Below are 13,761 nucleotides of genomic sequence, written 5' to 3' on the forward strand. Positions count from 1 at the left end.
AGCCTGACGCCACGATCCAGAAAATTCAGGTGGAGCGAAGCAGCTTCAGCAGCTCTTCCGCGCCTGGCCCCGAAGAGGCCGGATTCTGGCCGGTTACCAGCTTGCCGTCCACCTGGACGTAGGGAACCCAGTTGGCAGTCTTGCTATAGATGCCACCCCGTTCCTTTAACCTGTCTTCCAGCAGGAAAGGTACCACTGTGGTGAGGTTCACCACCTCTTCTTCCTCATTGGTAAATCCGGTTACACGCTTGCCTTTAACCAGATACTCGCCATCTTTTCCTCGCACATTGACAAGCGCGACCGGCGCATGACATACCGCGGCCACTGGTTTGCCGGCCTTTACGAAGGCTTCGATCAGCGCAATGGATGTCGCGTTCTCGGCCATATCCCACATCGGGCCATGTCCGCCGGGGTAAAAAACCCCATCGAAATCATCCGCTGATACGTCAACGAGTTTTTTCGTGCTGGCAAGTTCAGCCTGCGCGGCGGTATCCGTGCGGAAGCGCTGCGTTAACAGGGTCTGATTTTCGGGGAGATCGCTCTTCGGATCGAGCGGAGGCTGGCCACCTTTTGGCGAGGCCAGCGTGACCGCTACGCCGGCATCCTTCAGTACGTAATAGGGAGCGGCGAATTCTTCCAGCCAGAAACCGGTTTTTTTGCCGGTGTTGCCGAGCTGGTCATGCGACGTGAGAACAATGAGCACCTTCATGGCTGACCTCCTTTCTTTGAGAAACTTTTTCTGCTACTTCTACTACTTGAGCGATTAGTAGCCTGTCGGAAAAATACAGTAACAGAGGATGGTTCAATAAACTACAGACTTCTGCCAACCGGCAAAACTCCTCACAGCCCGTCTCGCCATCACTCGCGTCCTAATGGACTATTTGGGGTAAACCGGCTGTTCGCACCGGCGATAGAAGCGCGCGTATATCGGATTCCCAGCCCTTGAACTTTATTGCCGCATGTTTTCTTTGTGCCGCGCTTGTGGTGCCATGGAAGTTCGACACAAAAGCGCAGTTATATTGCGATAATCGCTCCGTGTATTTTCGATAGTCATCATTGGGCGAGCGGTGAATACGCTCGACGTAAGCGCGCAACCTAGCCTGCGCCTTTTCCTGACTCAAGCCATTCTCCCTCAATTGACGCAGCACCTGCATGAAATCCTGCTGGCGCCGTAGACGTTCGGTATTCCATATATTGACGTCATAGGGCGAAAGGGTTACCAACCGGGTGATGAGTTCTTGTTGCGTGTTATCGAGATCACCATAGAAAAACTCCGCTCGTTCAACCGTGCGCTTGATCGATTTCTTGAGCCGCTGAGAGGCGTCGCCCCGCAGGTTTTCGTCATGGAATTCCTTGTTAGACTTGATATATCGCTGTTCGATATTCTGTATCTGCTGTGGTGTCAGCGTTGAGGCTATTTCCACGGTTGACGGTATGGCGCGCTCGAATGCCTCATCCATGTAGCCGCGTACTTCAGTCCACAAGCCGCACGTACGCTCGGCGGTGATATCTTCCGCTACGAGATTTTGCGCGTGAGCAAGCAGATTGGCATATTCGGGCAAGTGCGCACGCCGATGCCAGGCAAACCATTGTGTGAGCGCCTCGCGGGTGCGCGGTTTTTGCGCATCGTTGAAATCGACAAAACCGTCAAGCCACCAGTAAGTGAGATAATCCGCCTGGTTGTAGCCAAGGCGCATTACACTGCAGCCCGCAAAGGTAGACAGGACCAATGCGAGCACCACGATCGTTGGCAGCCTTAAAGAAGATTTAATCATGTCTATCATGTGCCGCACGGCAATCTGGATCTTATCCCGAATGTTTCATAAATTTGCGCGTCCTCGCTGGTCTTTTGTTTCGTATCGAAATTTTGTTCAGTCGAGCGTATGAATAACTACGCCACTCTTTCACAGAATCCCACTACAAAACAAGATCCTGTGAGATCATCACGCAAATTTATGAAACATTCGGGTTATATTTTCGATAGCGCTACGATACAGTCAACTCCATCAGAAATCCATTTTCTGCTTTATTTGCTCTGACGGAAAGATGCAGGTAGGCTTTGCAAGAAATTCGGACGCTCCTGACAAGCAAATGACGGAAACCTACGACGTAGTCGTCATCGGTGGCGGCATCCACGGTGCGGGTATTGCCCAAGCGGCATCAGCGCGAGGCTTTTCGGTGATGGTGCTCGAGCAGACCGGGATCGCAAGTGGCACCTCCAGCCGCTCCAGCAAGCTCATTCACGGCGGGCTGCGCTATCTGGAAAGCAGGCAATTTTCGCTGGTGCGCGAATGCTTGCGTGAACGCACCCTGCTGCTCGAGCTTGCGCCACAACTGATTGAGCTTAAACCATTTTACATTCCGGTATATCAGGACACCACGCGCCGCCCCTGGCTATTGCGCGCAGGATTGAGTCTTTATGCGGTGCTGGGTGGTTTGCATCCGGCAACGCGCTTTCGCCGCGTACCGCAAGACCAGTGGAAGCGCCTGGATGGGTTGGACACGGCTCACCTTGAAGCCGTGTTTCAGTATAACGATGCGCAGACCGATGATGCGGCACTGACTCGTGCGGTCATGCGTTCGGCGCAGCGGATGGGCGCGCAATTGAAAATGCCCGCCACATTTACCGGCGCCCATCTTGATGACCGGTACAACACAATCGAGTACCGGCACAACGGAACCATTGAAACATGCAGGGCGGCGGTGCTGGTCAATGCAGCCGGACCGTGGGTGCGGCAGGTATTGAGCCGGATTACGCCAGCCCCTCCTCAGCTCAAAATCGAACTGGTCCAAGGCACCCACATCATGGTGCCGGGCACGCTCACGCAAGGGATCTATTATGTCGAAGCACAAGACGAACGGGTGGTATTTGTGATGCCCTGGCAAGGAAATATACTGGTGGGTACAACCGAATCCATCTATCAGGGTGACCCGGCGGATGTCAGACCGCTGCCGCAGGAGATTGCTTATCTGATGGAAACGCTCTCGCACTATTTTCCACGCTATCGATCCGGGTTACCCATTCTTGGAGCCACTGCGGGTTTGCGTGTTTTGCCCTCAAGCGGAGACGGAACTGAAAGTAGTGCGGTATCCGTCAATGCGCGTTTACGCGAAACAGTTTTGCAATCCGATCGGCGGAATCGCCCCCGCCTCCTTACCGTGTATGGCGGCAAACTGACAACGTACCGCTTGACCGCCGAGCGGGTAATGGCGCATCTGGCGGACGTGCTGCCGGTGCGTGAAATGGTTGCGGATACCCGTCATCTGAAGTTGACTTGAATCGATCAGCCGTGGCGGCGAAGCCCCAGCCTGCGGTTTCTTCGTCCATAATCTACTTACGCCGGATGGACCCCAGTTCCTGGCCAATCTCGTTTACCGTCCTGATGCCTCGGAGCGCTTCCAGTACCATGCTGGCCTTGCATTCATCCGCAAAATTCTTGTGCTTCATCTCACTCATCACCCGCTCCTTTTTACCGCAGGCTGCATCCCAAATTATTATCCGGAAATCGGGTCCGTTAACTGCCGGGATTTCTTATGGCGGCTGGCTATTTTGAATTTTAAGATCTATAAAACAAAGGCACAATGTTGTAAATCGCTCCTGAGTATTTGTCCACCAAGTGCTGGTTCAACCGTTATTCCCTATACTCATTCTTTTAAATTTGTTCCATGGAGAATCTCATGTGCCTGCCTCTTTTACTACTCTCCGCAAATCGCCTGATTATCTCCGCTATGCTTTTTCTTGCGATCGCCTCCCCCACGGCGTTTGCGCAGGTACCACAGCCCGCAGAGGCGCCGCAGCCCGTTGAAAGAACCATGAAAAGCATGATTTCAGCTATTCGGGCCAACTTCTTACCGGATTTCGTAGCACCCGGAGATGAAGCGTTTCAAGCTGGGATGACACGGGAAATGCTCAGTAGTATTAACCAATCCCTCGCCTCTCGTCTCACGCAGGGCACCACCACTACGTTCTTGACCAGGCTGAATCAGCAGGGATTCGAGGTTTACGTCTGGAAGTTGGAGTTCAAGGACGGCAATGATGATGTGCTTGTATTCATGGCCCTAAAGGACGGAAAAGTCGGCGGATTCTGGCTGAGGTAGTTTATCCATAAATACCTGACTCAGCAGCTCAACTATTCGTGCGAACCGGAGGCGTGAATGAAAAAGATCAAATGGATGTGCCTTGTCCTTATCCTGTTTGGATTGATTTCTGGCACTTCTGCATGGGCGCGGGGTGGTGGGGGTGGAGGCGGAGGTGGGGGATTTCGCGGTGGCGGGCACATGGGGGGCGGAGGCTGGGGGCATGGTGGTGGCGGACATCCCGGAGGGATGCATTATGGGGGTGGAGAGCATTTCGGTGGAAGTGTAGGTTATTATCGGGGCGGTGGCGTCGGTTTCTATCGTGGGGGTGGATTTGGCTACTATCGTGGCCCAAGAGGTTTCTATCGCGGTTATGGTTATGGCCTCGGATTTGGTTTTGGCGGATACGGGCTGGGATTAGGGCTAGGGTATGGACTTGGGTATAGCCTGGGTTATGGCGGTTATGGTTATGGGCCGCCTTATTACCCGTATCCACCCGTGGTAACCGTGCCTGCGGCACCGCCAGTATACATACAGCGACAAGACATGCCGCCACAAGACGATATGCAGCGCTCGACGCAGCCACCACTCAACTATTGGTATTATTGCAGAGCATTAGAAGGCTATTACCCGTATGTCAAGGATTGCCCGAATGGCTGGGAGCAAGTGGCTCCGCAGCCACCTGCCCAATAATAAGTAGCGGCTGCTGTAGATGGCCCTCCTCCCAACCTTCGGTCGACACACCATGCTGGCTATCGATATCCGGCACCCCGGAGGGCCGGAAGTGCTGGTGCCTGTCTCACACCCGATCCCCCAACCCGCAACCGGACAGATCCTGATCAGGGTGGAGGCGTCCGGCGTCAATCGTCCTGACATTGTGCAGCGGCGCGGGTTGTATCCCCCGCCGCCGGGCGTTTCGGAGATTCCGGGGCTTGAAGTTGCCGGAAGGGTTGCCGCGCTGGGCCATGGAATGGTCCGTTTCAAGTTGGATGATGAGGTATGCGCACTCGTCGCGGGTGGCGGTTACGCTGAATACTGCGTCGTGCATGAAAGCAATGCACTGCCAGTGCCGCAAGGCTTCAGCATGGTGGAAGCAGCGGCCTTGCCGGAGACTTTTTTTACGGTTTGGACTAACGTATTTCAGCGAGGCGGGCTCAAAGGCGGCGAAACGGTGTTGATTCATGGCGGTTCCTCGGGCATCGGCACGACCGCTACAATGCTCTCCAAGGCATTTGGCGCGACTGTGCTGGTGACCGTTGGCTCGGAAGAGAAGCGGGAGGCCTGTCTGGCGCTGGGCGCCGATCTCGCGATCAATTACCGCACACAGGATTTTGTCGAAGAAACCAAGAAATTCACTGGCGGCAAAGGTGTCGATGTCATCGTTGATATTATCGCCGGCGACTACGTCGCCCGGAATTACAAGGCGGCTGCGCTGAATGGCCGTATTGTACAAATTGGGGTCCAGAATGGTCCTGCGAAGGAGTTGAATCTGATGACCATGCTAGCCAAGCGTCTTACGCATACGGGGTCGACGGTGCGATCCCGCAGCGTTTCCGAGAAAGCCCTGATTGCTAGGGAACTGGAATGCCAAGTCTGGCCTTTGCTGAATGAGGGAAAATTAAAACCCCTGATATTCAAGGTCTTCAGGTTGGAGGAAGCGGCCAAGGCGCATGCGTTGATGGAATCCGGCACGCATATTGGCAAGATTGTTTTGACGACCACTGCTCAGCATGCGGATCGCGGTTTGTAATACACCACTCGGGAATGTCCCCTATTCTCTATGGATTCGATGGAGCAGCCATCGATTGCCCGCGATGGACAATTATGCTCACCAGCGCCAGCCCGGCAAGCAGCATGGCATTCGTCTCGGGCTCAGGTACCGCGGTTATCTGCAAGGCAACGAACTGAGTAAATTGTGCGTTGTTGAAGTTGTTGTCCGACACGAGAATCAGAGTTTCCATGCCGTTGATTTTCGGGCCGAAGGTAATGCCTTCGATGTTGTCGAGTGCCAGCGGAGTGCCGTCGTCATGCTTCAGGTCGGATAGGTCAAGCAGCAGGGTTTTGGTCACGGCATTGATGTTTTGACCGGAAATCGATTCCAAGCCGGAAACATCGGTGGCGTTCCGCGCATCGGCGTAGAACAGGCGAATGGTATTGCCGGTGACCGGTGTGCCAGGCGTCTGGGCGCCCACCGCAAAAGAGCGCTCGATCGTAATGAACTGGCGATCGCCAACCACGATAAAATCGGTCAGCCCGTTGGTGGCAAACAGATCTGCCGGAACGGGCGCGATGGCGACCGGCGACACATCATAAATATACTCGGCCTTTGATTGTCCTGTTGCGATGTCGAAGGACAGGATGCGCGAGCGGGAGCCGCTGGAAATGGATGCCGGCAAGCTGTCCTGGGTCAGACCATTCTCGGTGGCGGTATACAAGGTGTTGCCGTCTTTTGAAATAGCCAGATTCTCGAAGCCCAGGTTGTTGTGAACGCCCTTGTCACCTGCGGCAAGTCCGGCAGCAGAGCCGGAAGGATGATAGCGATGGGTACGGCAAAATCGCGCACCTGACTGCCATCCATGTTCATCTCGCGTACAGTAGGATTCTGAAATCCAGCCCCGCTGCGCTGGCCTTCATTGCTCCAGTAGGTCCTGTTGCGGGCGGGATCGAAGCGTAAGCCCTCGGGGTCCACCGTGTTGGCGGCGAAGGCGCCGCCACCCGCTTTCTGAATGGTGGTAACCGTATTGAAGCTTACGCCGTCCTGGCCGGGAGCGGATGAGCGTCGAAATTTTTCGAGATCCAGGCTCAATTCATAAAAACGGGCTGGATTGATATTGCTGCGGTCATCGCTGATGGCAAGGTATCGACCCGTGCCATGATTGTAATCCAGGGAAGAAAGACCATCCACGGTGGTGCCATTGAAGGTTGTCCCGGTAGGGATGATTTGTTGACCCAGATAACTCAGTCTGGAATTTACTGAGAAATCGACTGCGTAGACCGGCGTGGTGATACTGGCGGCAAATAAGCTGGCGGCAAATACGACGGCACACGTTTTTCGAATGAAATCCATTGCGGAAGTCCTCGTTCCAGGTTGAGATCTGGATAGGTATTTTAGACCCTCCAGATGTCAGTTATGTGATGGGAGTCATGTCCCAGATCAAACCGTCCAGCGGGGAGCGAGCTGTCTGACCAGATACCGCCCGTTGCACCTTCATTCAGAAAGATAATTAAAGAACTGAGGGCCGCTTACTTGACTTTTCCTAATAATTCGATGATTATAGAACTATGGAAACAAAAGAAGCAGTCATTGCCCTTGCCGCACTAGCCCAGGAAACGCGCCTTTCGATATTTCGCCTCCTGGTACAGATAGGACCAGAAGGGATTCCTGTGGGGCAGATCGGTGAAGAGGTGAAAGTCGCGCCCGCCACGCTATCGTTTCACTTGAAGGAGCTCTATCACGCAGGGCTGATTTCATCGCGCCAGGAAGGCCGGTTTATCTACTACACGGCCAATTTCGAGCGTATGGCTGCAATCATGACCTTTCTCACCCAGAATTGTTGTCAGGGTATGCCGCAGGAGTGCCTTACCGTGGTTGAAACCGCTCTTGGAGGATGCTGTCCGCCGCAATCCAACCCTAAATCTACAAGGAGCCAATCATGAAACGTTTTCACGCTCACATTGCCGTTGATGATCTTGAAGCCAGCATCCGCTTTTACTCCGCAGTATTCGGAGTGCCTCCTACGGTAGCAAAACCTGATTACGCAAAATGGATGATCGAGGATCCGCGGATTAATTTTGCTATCTCGAACCGTAGCGCAAAAACCGGGCTGGACCATTTGGGGTTTCAAGTCGATTCAGATGAGGAGCTGAACGAATTGCGCCAGAAAGTAGCCAATGCGGAGATTGCCGCGCTTGATCAGCCACTCTCGGAATGCTGCTATGCGCGTTCGGATAAATATTGGATCACCGACCCGCAGGGTATTGCCTGGGAAACCTATCATACGCTCGGCGCGGTCGAGATTTATGGGATGGATATGCCCAAAGCCGCAGAACCTGTCGCTGAACGGGCCGCATGCTGCGCCCCCAAGCCCAATTTAATTAAAGCCACCCCGAAGCGCGCAAGCTGCTGCTAAAGATCATGACCATTCGCCCCCTCAATGTCTTGTTTCTGTGTACTGGTAATTCTGCACGAAGCATTCTTGCCGAAACTTATCTCAATGCGTCCGGACAAGGCCGGTTCCGCGCCTACAGTGCTGGAAGTTTTCCAACGGGCAAGGTAAATCCCTATGCGCTTGAGCTTCTGGAGAAAAATCACCTTCCAACCGAAGGACTCAGGAGCAAGGCATGGGATGAATTTGCCAAGCCCGAGGCGCCGAAAATGGACATCATCATTACGGTCTGCGACCAGGCCGCAGGGGAAGTGTGTCCAGTCTGGCCTGGGCAACCTGTTACGGCACACTGGGGCGTGGAAGATCCGGCGGGAGGAGCTGGCGATAGTGATGCCAAGCGGGCCGCCTTTCTCCACGCCTTCTCGGTACTACAGCGGCGCATTAACCTTCTTGTAAATCTCGACCCCGGCGCGGTTACCCGCATGGCTATGCAGCAGGAGCTGCAGGCGATCGGTGAAACGCAATAAGGTCGCGTCAAATCCTGAAATATTACTGAATATCGCTTCTGGCAAACTCCACCCCCCGGACTCCCCGACACACCGTTTAGCCCGTTCTGTTTCAGACTCAGCTGCTAAAGCCTGCTAGTCACCGTGAGCGGTTGACCCGTTTAAAGGGAGAATGACATGCTTGTCGCCTTACTGATTTTTCTTGTCACCATTATTCTGGTGATCTGGCAACCGCGCGGGCTCGGAATCGGCTGGAGCGCTACGCTCGGGGCCTCGGTGGCGCTGCTATCCGGCGTGGTCCATCTCGCCGATATCCTAACAGTCTGGCAGATTGTCTGGAATGCAACGGCTACCTTCATCGCCGTTATCATCATCAGTTTGCTGCTGGATGAAGCCGGTTTTTTCGAATGGGCGGCCCTGCACGTGGCACGGTTGGGCGGTGGACATGGCAGCATGCTATTTGCCTTGATCGTCCTGCTTGGAGCGTCAGTTGCTGCCTTATTTGCCAATGATGGCGCGGCCCTGATCCTCACGCCTATCGTAATGGCGATGCTCCTGGCGTTGGGATTCAATCCGGGAACGACTCTCGCGTTCGTAATGGCGGCAGGTTTCATCGCCGATGTTGCCAGCCTCCCCTTTGTCGTTTCCAACCTGGTCAATATCGTGTCAGCCGATTTTTTCAAGATCGGTTTCAAGGCGTACGCCGCCATCATGCTTCCGGTGAATATCGCTGCCATCACCACCGCTCTGGCGGTGTTATTGCTCTATTTTCGTAAAAGTATTCCGGCACGCTATGACGTGAATCAGCTTAAACGGCCAAATGATGCCATTCGGGACGGGACCACATTCCGCATGGGCTGGGTGGTGCTCGTGCTGTTACTGGTCGGATTTTTTGGACTCGAACCGCTTGGGATACCTATCAGCGCGGTGGCCGCTGGCGGTGCCGTACTTCTATATATCGTGGCTGCGCATGGGTATGTCATTAGTACCCGCAAGGTACTTCGGGAGGCCCCCTGGCAGATCGTAATCTTCTCTCTTGGCATGTACCTCGTCGTTTATGGGCTGCGCAATGAGGGGCTTACCGACTATCTCACCAGGCTGCTCGATTACTTTGCACAGGGAGGGATATGGGGAGCCGCGTTCGGAACGGGCGTTCTTTTCGCGCTATTGTCCTCAGTCATGAACAATATGCCAACGGTGCTGCTTGGGGCGCTTGCCATTGATGCCACAAATGCAACAGGTGCGGTCAAAGACGCAATGATCTACGCCAATGTGATTGGCTGCGACCTGGGCCCCAAGATCACGCCTATCGGTTCATTGGCAACTTTGCTATGGCTTCATGTTCTGGCACGCAAGGGCATGAGGATTACCTGGGGCTATTATTTGAAGGTAGGGATAATACTTACCACGCCGGTATTGCTTGTTACACTGGCGGCGCTGGCATTACGTTTGTCCGAGCAATGAAGACGTGAGCATGCGCTATGAGGGAGATATTAGAGAAGTATCAAATAAGCATTTACTTTTGGGGCTTGGACTGGAGCCATGCCTCAAAACTTGTCGGGCCGATGCGCGCGTTGTCGCCGGGGACAAGGGATTGATCGTTCAATTCCGCACCGGAGTAACGTGAGTGGACGTCTGCGATTACCTTGCGTGCGTCGTGCTTTGCACTCAAGAATCGCTGGACAATTTCGGCAAGAGGTGCCCGCTCGGGACCAGCTATCTCGACGGTGCCGTTGACCGGCGCCCCCAGCGTGGCGTCGGCCATCGCGGCAGCCACGTCATCCGAGGCGATGGGCTGCATAAGAGCAGGTGACAGGTGAACCGTTTGTCCATCCGTTTCCGCTAGAGCGACGATGTCACCCAAGAACTCAAAGAACTGCGTCGAGCGGACGATCGTGTAGGGAACCTTGGATGCCTTGATCAGCTTTTCCTGGGCCATCTTTCCGCGGAAATTGATAGGTAAACAGAACCCCGGTCAAGCCCAGGAATACAGCTAAAAAATAGTTCATCGTATATTTTTCCATTTTGCCTGTTAGAAGGTTAGCCATGCTTACGCTTTCACAGGATAACGGCTGGAAATGGCAATGCGATTCCAGGCATTGATGACTACCGAAAGCCACTCGACAGCCGATATTTCATCTTTTGACAGATTGGCTGCGGCTTGCTCATAGATGGCATCTGGCACTTGCCCGTCAGAGATCAGTGTAATGGCTTCTACCAGTGCCAATGATGAGCGTTCCTTTTCGGTGAAATACGCGGTTTCCCGCCAGGCCGGTAAGATGCTTATGCGATCGCTTGACTCGCCACTGGATAAGGCATCTCGAGTATGCATCCTGATACAGAATGCGCACTGGTTGAGTTGAGATGCACGAAGGCGCAACAGATGTGCAAAACCTCCGGGATGCTTGCAGAAGCAACGGCCTCGGTCGCCAGCTTCTCAAGGCCAATGACTGCCTGGTAAAGCGCTGGAGCGGATTTACCAAGATTGATTCTTTCTGACATGGCATCTCCTTACGTGTATGTACAAGGCTAACGAATAAGCTCACCGGCCCGGCCGCTCAACACCTGCGTGATAACGACAAGCCGGCGAGCAGAGTGAGCTACAAAATAAGCGGTGTCAGCTTTCGTCATCGTCATCATCTTCATGGCCATGACTCTCATCATCGCAACAGGCGTCGATACCCTGGGCAATACAAGATCCATCATGGTGTTTCTCGCAACACCCCTTACGGCAATCGCTGCACTCGCAATCGCTCCAGATCGTGTAAGCCATAACATCGAGCGTTTTCACAGGGATCTCTGGATCATCGCTCATGATGACCAGTTCGCAGCATCGCGGGCATTTCTCAGTTGCCTTGTACCGGATCAAGACGCTCAGGCACGAACCGGGCACTAGCGTCGCCGGGAAGGGATTATTGATCAGCTTCCAGTGCTTGCTTTTGCGCTTGAATGCAACGCTTGTCACGTATAGTTTGCAGTCGCCTACGTTGCAGATGGAGATGGTACGCTCGCCGAGGCAACATGCCTTCACGCCCCCGATGCATGTAGAGCCGGTGACGACGAGCTTTCCGGAAGGCGCATTCCCGGAGACGGCGACGGTCTTTGCGCCTGCCGGATTGTCACTTTTGATCGTGATCATGGCCGCCCTTGGGCCGAAGCTATTTGGTTCAAACCGAATAGGCACCTGCAAGGAACCGCCAGCCGCTATAGCGATTGGATACGCCAGGACGTTGGGGGCAAGGAACTCGGCAGAAGAGGAAGTGATGCTGGTTATTGTGAGTGTGCAATGGCCGCTATTGCTTAAGGTCACCATCTCATCGACAAAAGATCCGATGCATGCATTACCAAAATTGCCTGCATTCGCGATTATCGCAACCAACCTTGGCGCCCCTACTGCTCCTGATATCTCCACAGATTTCGGACTGTTTGGATCGTTGCTGAACACAGTAATAGTTTCCGCTTTTGGACCGGGACTATTCGGTTGTAGCCGGATGGGTACTTCAATAGCGTTTCCTGCCTCAATGGTGATGGGATATGACAATACGCTCGGAACAAGGAACTCAGCAGAAGAGGAGGTAATGTTGGTTACGGCAAGCATATTGCCACCGCTGTTACTCAAGCTCAGGACCATATCCTGAAAGGCCCCGATGCATACCTCGCCAAAGTCACCGCTATCTGCGATCACCGTGACCAGTCTCGGTAGAATTGTTTCAATTATCGAACGTAAATCTGGCATCACACCAATGTTGCCAGGTACACCCCCGCCTTGGGCAGTACCCGTAGCTGGATCTGACAACAGTGCGCGCATCTCGAGAGGCGATAGCGAATAACCATTATTTGCCTTGTTCATGCCCTGAACAATGAGCGCCGCTCCTGAAATAATAGGCGATGCCGAGCTAGTGCCATTAAAGCCCGCGGTATACGTCTTATCGTTATCACCACCGCCATTGTCGAGATCCCCATAACCTGCAGTTACAACGTTTTCACCCCAGGCATAACAGTCGACGCGGCTACCAAAATTCGAGAAATTTGCGCGATTGTGAGGCAAAGGTGAAAGAGCGGCACCCACCACAATTGCCCCTGATTCCCTGAAATCAGCGCTCCCTCGATTAAGTACGAAATTGCCGCCTCCATCTGTATAGCTGTCCAGATCAAAAGAACCATTTCCCCCTGCTTCCACTACAACGATTCCGAGCGCCACGGCGAGCCGTATCGCGTCGAAATCTGCGTCATCGGTTTCAGTAGGTAAAAGACCTTTCTGAATCTCCAGCAATAATACGTCACCAATCTGCAGCGTCGGCAGAGCACCCGCAATCGCGTCAGCTACGTGCCCTGACGAGCTGCTGGCGGTATCCCAGTGACTTGTTACATTGACCGACAATACCGAGGGGGCGATCCCGACAACACCCACCGTATTATCGTCAGCAATCACTTCGCCCAGCACTGCAGTTCCGTGATTACCCACATACCCATCCACGCCATCGTGGTTATCACCGTACAAAAGCGTGGGGGATTTACTTGAAAAATCTTCGTGATTCAGAAACCAGCCTTGTTCCAAGTCAACAAATCCAACACCATTGCCTTCCCCGTTCGGTTGAGTCCAGGCCCAGCGTGCGTCGATTCCAACAGGAGCTGCGTCCTGGTAATTTTGATTGGCATTATAAGGATCGTCAGCCGGGTTAACTGCAGGATCCGTAGCCTCCAATTCGCGATATGCAACGTCCACTTCATTGAGGGCACTGAAACGTTTTATGATCTCTTCCGATTTTTCAGGAGAATGGCGAACATCGAGTTTCCAGTAAGAAGTGAGGCTATGTAATGGCGGTAGTTCGGTTTGAGCCGCCTGTTTTTCGAGTTCAAATATCTTTTTCGGTGGCAACGCGCGTATCACGGGCCGTGTTTCTTTGATTTCATACAAATCAAGCAGTTTCTCGATACCATGCAATTTGCACTCAGCGGCAAACGATCGTAACGATTTTATCGACTCACTCGCAGGAGCGGCTTCCTGTGCGATTCGAATGACGATAAATCCGCTATAGCGAGGGGGGTAGACCTTTCCTGTTTCCATGTCA

General features: G+C 53.6%; 17 protein-coding genes. 8 read left to right on the top strand and 9 right to left on the bottom strand.

The window, feature by feature from the left end; genetic code table 11:
- Window positions 1-25 precede the first annotated feature (25 nt).
- Together BLR00_RS09405 and BLR00_RS09410 are read right to left on the bottom strand one after the other, a co-directional pair.
- Window positions 26-709, bottom strand: a complete 684-nt coding sequence (locus BLR00_RS09405) for a type 1 glutamine amidotransferase domain-containing protein (RefSeq protein WP_074632110.1) — start codon at window positions 707-709, stop codon at window positions 26-28.
- 160 nt (window positions 710-869) lie between these two features.
- The gene (locus BLR00_RS09410) at window positions 870-1,775 is read right to left on the bottom strand and encodes a DUF6279 family lipoprotein (RefSeq protein ID WP_081346706.1); all 906 of its coding nucleotides are present in this window, start codon (window positions 1,773-1,775) and stop codon (window positions 870-872) included.
- A 316-nt stretch (window positions 1,776-2,091) separates the two neighbouring features.
- Between BLR00_RS09410 and BLR00_RS09415 the strand changes: the two genes are divergently transcribed.
- The gene (locus BLR00_RS09415; RefSeq protein WP_074634240.1) at window positions 2,092-3,279 is read left to right on the top strand and encodes a glycerol-3-phosphate dehydrogenase/oxidase; all 1,188 of its coding nucleotides are present in this window, start codon (window positions 2,092-2,094) and stop codon (window positions 3,277-3,279) included.
- A gap of 52 nt (window positions 3,280-3,331) precedes the next feature.
- On the opposite strand, the gene BLR00_RS16995 is transcribed toward BLR00_RS09415, so the two are convergent.
- A complete protein-coding gene (locus BLR00_RS16995; RefSeq protein WP_256324097.1) occupies window positions 3,332-3,457 on the bottom strand; it encodes a hypothetical protein in 126 nt (41 codons plus the stop codon).
- Between the two features lie 221 nt (window positions 3,458-3,678).
- Here BLR00_RS16995 and BLR00_RS09420 point away from each other — a divergent pair, with 221 nt between their 5' ends.
- Genes BLR00_RS09420 through BLR00_RS09435 form a run of 3 tightly spaced genes read left to right on the top strand, consistent with a single transcriptional unit; the run spans window position 3,679 to window position 5,827 of the window.
- Window positions 3,679-4,098: a hypothetical protein gene (locus BLR00_RS09420; RefSeq protein WP_074632111.1), complete on the top strand. Its 420-nt coding sequence runs from the start codon at window positions 3,679-3,681 to the stop codon at window positions 4,096-4,098.
- Between the two features lie 57 nt (window positions 4,099-4,155).
- Window positions 4,156-4,770: a hypothetical protein gene (locus BLR00_RS09430; protein ID WP_143007638.1), complete on the top strand. Its 615-nt coding sequence runs from the start codon at window positions 4,156-4,158 to the stop codon at window positions 4,768-4,770.
- A 19-nt stretch (window positions 4,771-4,789) separates the two neighbouring features.
- Complete coding sequence (locus BLR00_RS09435; protein WP_074632113.1) at window positions 4,790-5,827, top strand: NAD(P)H-quinone oxidoreductase; 1,038 nt, start codon at window positions 4,790-4,792, stop codon at window positions 5,825-5,827.
- 28 nt (window positions 5,828-5,855) lie between these two features.
- Here BLR00_RS09435 and BLR00_RS17000 read toward each other — a convergent pair whose 3' ends face one another.
- Window positions 5,856-6,554 (bottom strand): esterase-like activity of phytase family protein, encoded by a 699-nt coding sequence (locus BLR00_RS17000; protein WP_308811289.1) that lies wholly within the window; start codon window positions 6,552-6,554, stop codon window positions 5,856-5,858.
- A complete protein-coding gene (locus tag BLR00_RS17005) occupies window positions 6,485-7,144 on the bottom strand; it encodes an esterase-like activity of phytase family protein (protein WP_074632115.1) in 660 nt (219 codons plus the stop codon). Before BLR00_RS17005 ends, BLR00_RS17000 begins: the two co-directional genes overlap by 70 nt.
- A 215-nt stretch (window positions 7,145-7,359) precedes the next feature.
- Here BLR00_RS17005 and BLR00_RS09450 point away from each other — a divergent pair, with 215 nt between their 5' ends.
- From BLR00_RS09450 to BLR00_RS09465, 4 genes are all read left to right on the top strand, one after another.
- Window positions 7,360-7,734, top strand: coding sequence for an ArsR/SmtB family transcription factor (locus BLR00_RS09450; protein WP_074632116.1), 375 nt, complete (start codon window positions 7,360-7,362; stop codon window positions 7,732-7,734).
- Window positions 7,731-8,207 (top strand): ArsI/CadI family heavy metal resistance metalloenzyme, encoded by a 477-nt coding sequence (locus BLR00_RS09455; RefSeq protein WP_074632117.1) that lies wholly within the window; start codon window positions 7,731-7,733, stop codon window positions 8,205-8,207. Before BLR00_RS09450 ends, BLR00_RS09455 begins: the two co-directional genes overlap by 4 nt.
- Window positions 8,208-8,212: 5 nt before the next feature.
- A complete protein-coding gene (locus BLR00_RS09460) occupies window positions 8,213-8,710 on the top strand; it encodes an arsenate reductase ArsC (RefSeq protein ID WP_074632118.1) in 498 nt (165 codons plus the stop codon).
- Window positions 8,711-8,866: 156 nt separating this feature from the next.
- A complete protein-coding gene (locus BLR00_RS09465) occupies window positions 8,867-10,153 on the top strand; it encodes an arsenic transporter (protein ID WP_074632119.1) in 1,287 nt (428 codons plus the stop codon).
- Between the two features lie 52 nt (window positions 10,154-10,205).
- Here the strand turns inward: BLR00_RS09465 and BLR00_RS09470 are convergent, their stop codons facing one another.
- From BLR00_RS09470 to BLR00_RS09480, 4 genes are all read right to left on the bottom strand, one after another.
- The gene (locus BLR00_RS09470; RefSeq protein WP_218124319.1) at window positions 10,206-10,628 is read right to left on the bottom strand and encodes an SDR family oxidoreductase; all 423 of its coding nucleotides are present in this window, start codon (window positions 10,626-10,628) and stop codon (window positions 10,206-10,208) included.
- Between the two features lie 111 nt (window positions 10,629-10,739).
- Complete coding sequence (locus BLR00_RS17195) at window positions 10,740-11,021, bottom strand: carboxymuconolactone decarboxylase family protein (protein ID WP_371130372.1); 282 nt, start codon at window positions 11,019-11,021, stop codon at window positions 10,740-10,742.
- Window positions 10,973-11,191 carry a hypothetical protein gene (locus tag BLR00_RS16835; RefSeq protein ID WP_218124362.1) on the bottom strand — a complete coding sequence of 73 codons (219 nt, stop codon included), beginning with the start codon at window positions 11,189-11,191 and terminating at the stop codon, window positions 10,973-10,975. The genes BLR00_RS17195 and BLR00_RS16835 overlap by 49 nt, the downstream gene beginning before the upstream one ends.
- A gap of 115 nt (window positions 11,192-11,306) precedes the next feature.
- On the bottom strand, window positions 11,307-13,757 hold the full coding sequence (locus tag BLR00_RS09480) for a choice-of-anchor D domain-containing protein (protein WP_074632120.1): 2,451 nt from the start codon (window positions 13,755-13,757) through the stop codon (window positions 11,307-11,309).
- Window positions 13,758-13,761: the final 4 nt, after the last annotated feature.

The sequence above is a fragment of the Nitrosospira multiformis genome (assembly GCF_900103165.1).
GTDB lineage: Bacteria > Pseudomonadota > Gammaproteobacteria > Burkholderiales > Nitrosomonadaceae > Nitrosospira > Nitrosospira multiformis_D.

What these genes read in the sequence shown, in the direction of transcription:
- BLR00_RS09470 (WP_218124319.1), bottom strand. Translation starts at nt 10,628, where the DNA reads ATGGCCCAGGAAAAGCTGATCAAGGCATCCAAGGTTCCCTACACGATC.
- BLR00_RS16835 (WP_218124362.1), bottom strand. Translation starts at nt 11,191, where the DNA reads ATGTCAGAAAGAATCAATCTTGGTAAATCCGCTCCAGCGCTTTACCAG.
- BLR00_RS17005 (WP_074632115.1), bottom strand. Translation starts at nt 7,144, where the DNA reads ATGGATTTCATTCGAAAAACGTGTGCCGTCGTATTTGCCGCCAGCTTA.
- BLR00_RS09415 (WP_074634240.1), top strand. Translation starts at nt 2,092, where the DNA reads ATGACGGAAACCTACGACGTAGTCGTCATCGGTGGCGGCATCCACGGT.
- BLR00_RS17195 (WP_371130372.1), bottom strand. Translation starts at nt 11,021, where the DNA reads ATGCATACTCGAGATGCCTTATCCAGTGGCGAGTCAAGCGATCGCATA.
- BLR00_RS09465 (WP_074632119.1), top strand. Translation starts at nt 8,867, where the DNA reads ATGCTTGTCGCCTTACTGATTTTTCTTGTCACCATTATTCTGGTGATC.
- BLR00_RS09410 (WP_081346706.1), bottom strand. Translation starts at nt 1,775, where the DNA reads ATGATTAAATCTTCTTTAAGGCTGCCAACGATCGTGGTGCTCGCATTG.
- BLR00_RS09435 (WP_074632113.1), top strand. Translation starts at nt 4,790, where the DNA reads ATGGCCCTCCTCCCAACCTTCGGTCGACACACCATGCTGGCTATCGAT.
- BLR00_RS09455 (WP_074632117.1), top strand. Translation starts at nt 7,731, where the DNA reads ATGAAACGTTTTCACGCTCACATTGCCGTTGATGATCTTGAAGCCAGC.
- BLR00_RS09420 (WP_074632111.1), top strand. Translation starts at nt 3,679, where the DNA reads ATGTGCCTGCCTCTTTTACTACTCTCCGCAAATCGCCTGATTATCTCC.
- BLR00_RS09450 (WP_074632116.1), top strand. Translation starts at nt 7,360, where the DNA reads ATGGAAACAAAAGAAGCAGTCATTGCCCTTGCCGCACTAGCCCAGGAA.
- BLR00_RS16995 (WP_256324097.1), bottom strand. Translation starts at nt 3,457, where the DNA reads ATGAGTGAGATGAAGCACAAGAATTTTGCGGATGAATGCAAGGCCAGC.
- BLR00_RS09460 (WP_074632118.1), top strand. Translation starts at nt 8,213, where the DNA reads ATGACCATTCGCCCCCTCAATGTCTTGTTTCTGTGTACTGGTAATTCT.
- BLR00_RS09430 (WP_143007638.1), top strand. Translation starts at nt 4,156, where the DNA reads ATGAAAAAGATCAAATGGATGTGCCTTGTCCTTATCCTGTTTGGATTG.
- BLR00_RS09480 (WP_074632120.1), bottom strand. Translation starts at nt 13,757, where the DNA reads ATGGAAACAGGAAAGGTCTACCCCCCTCGCTATAGCGGATTTATCGTC.
- BLR00_RS09405 (WP_074632110.1), bottom strand. Translation starts at nt 709, where the DNA reads ATGAAGGTGCTCATTGTTCTCACGTCGCATGACCAGCTCGGCAACACC.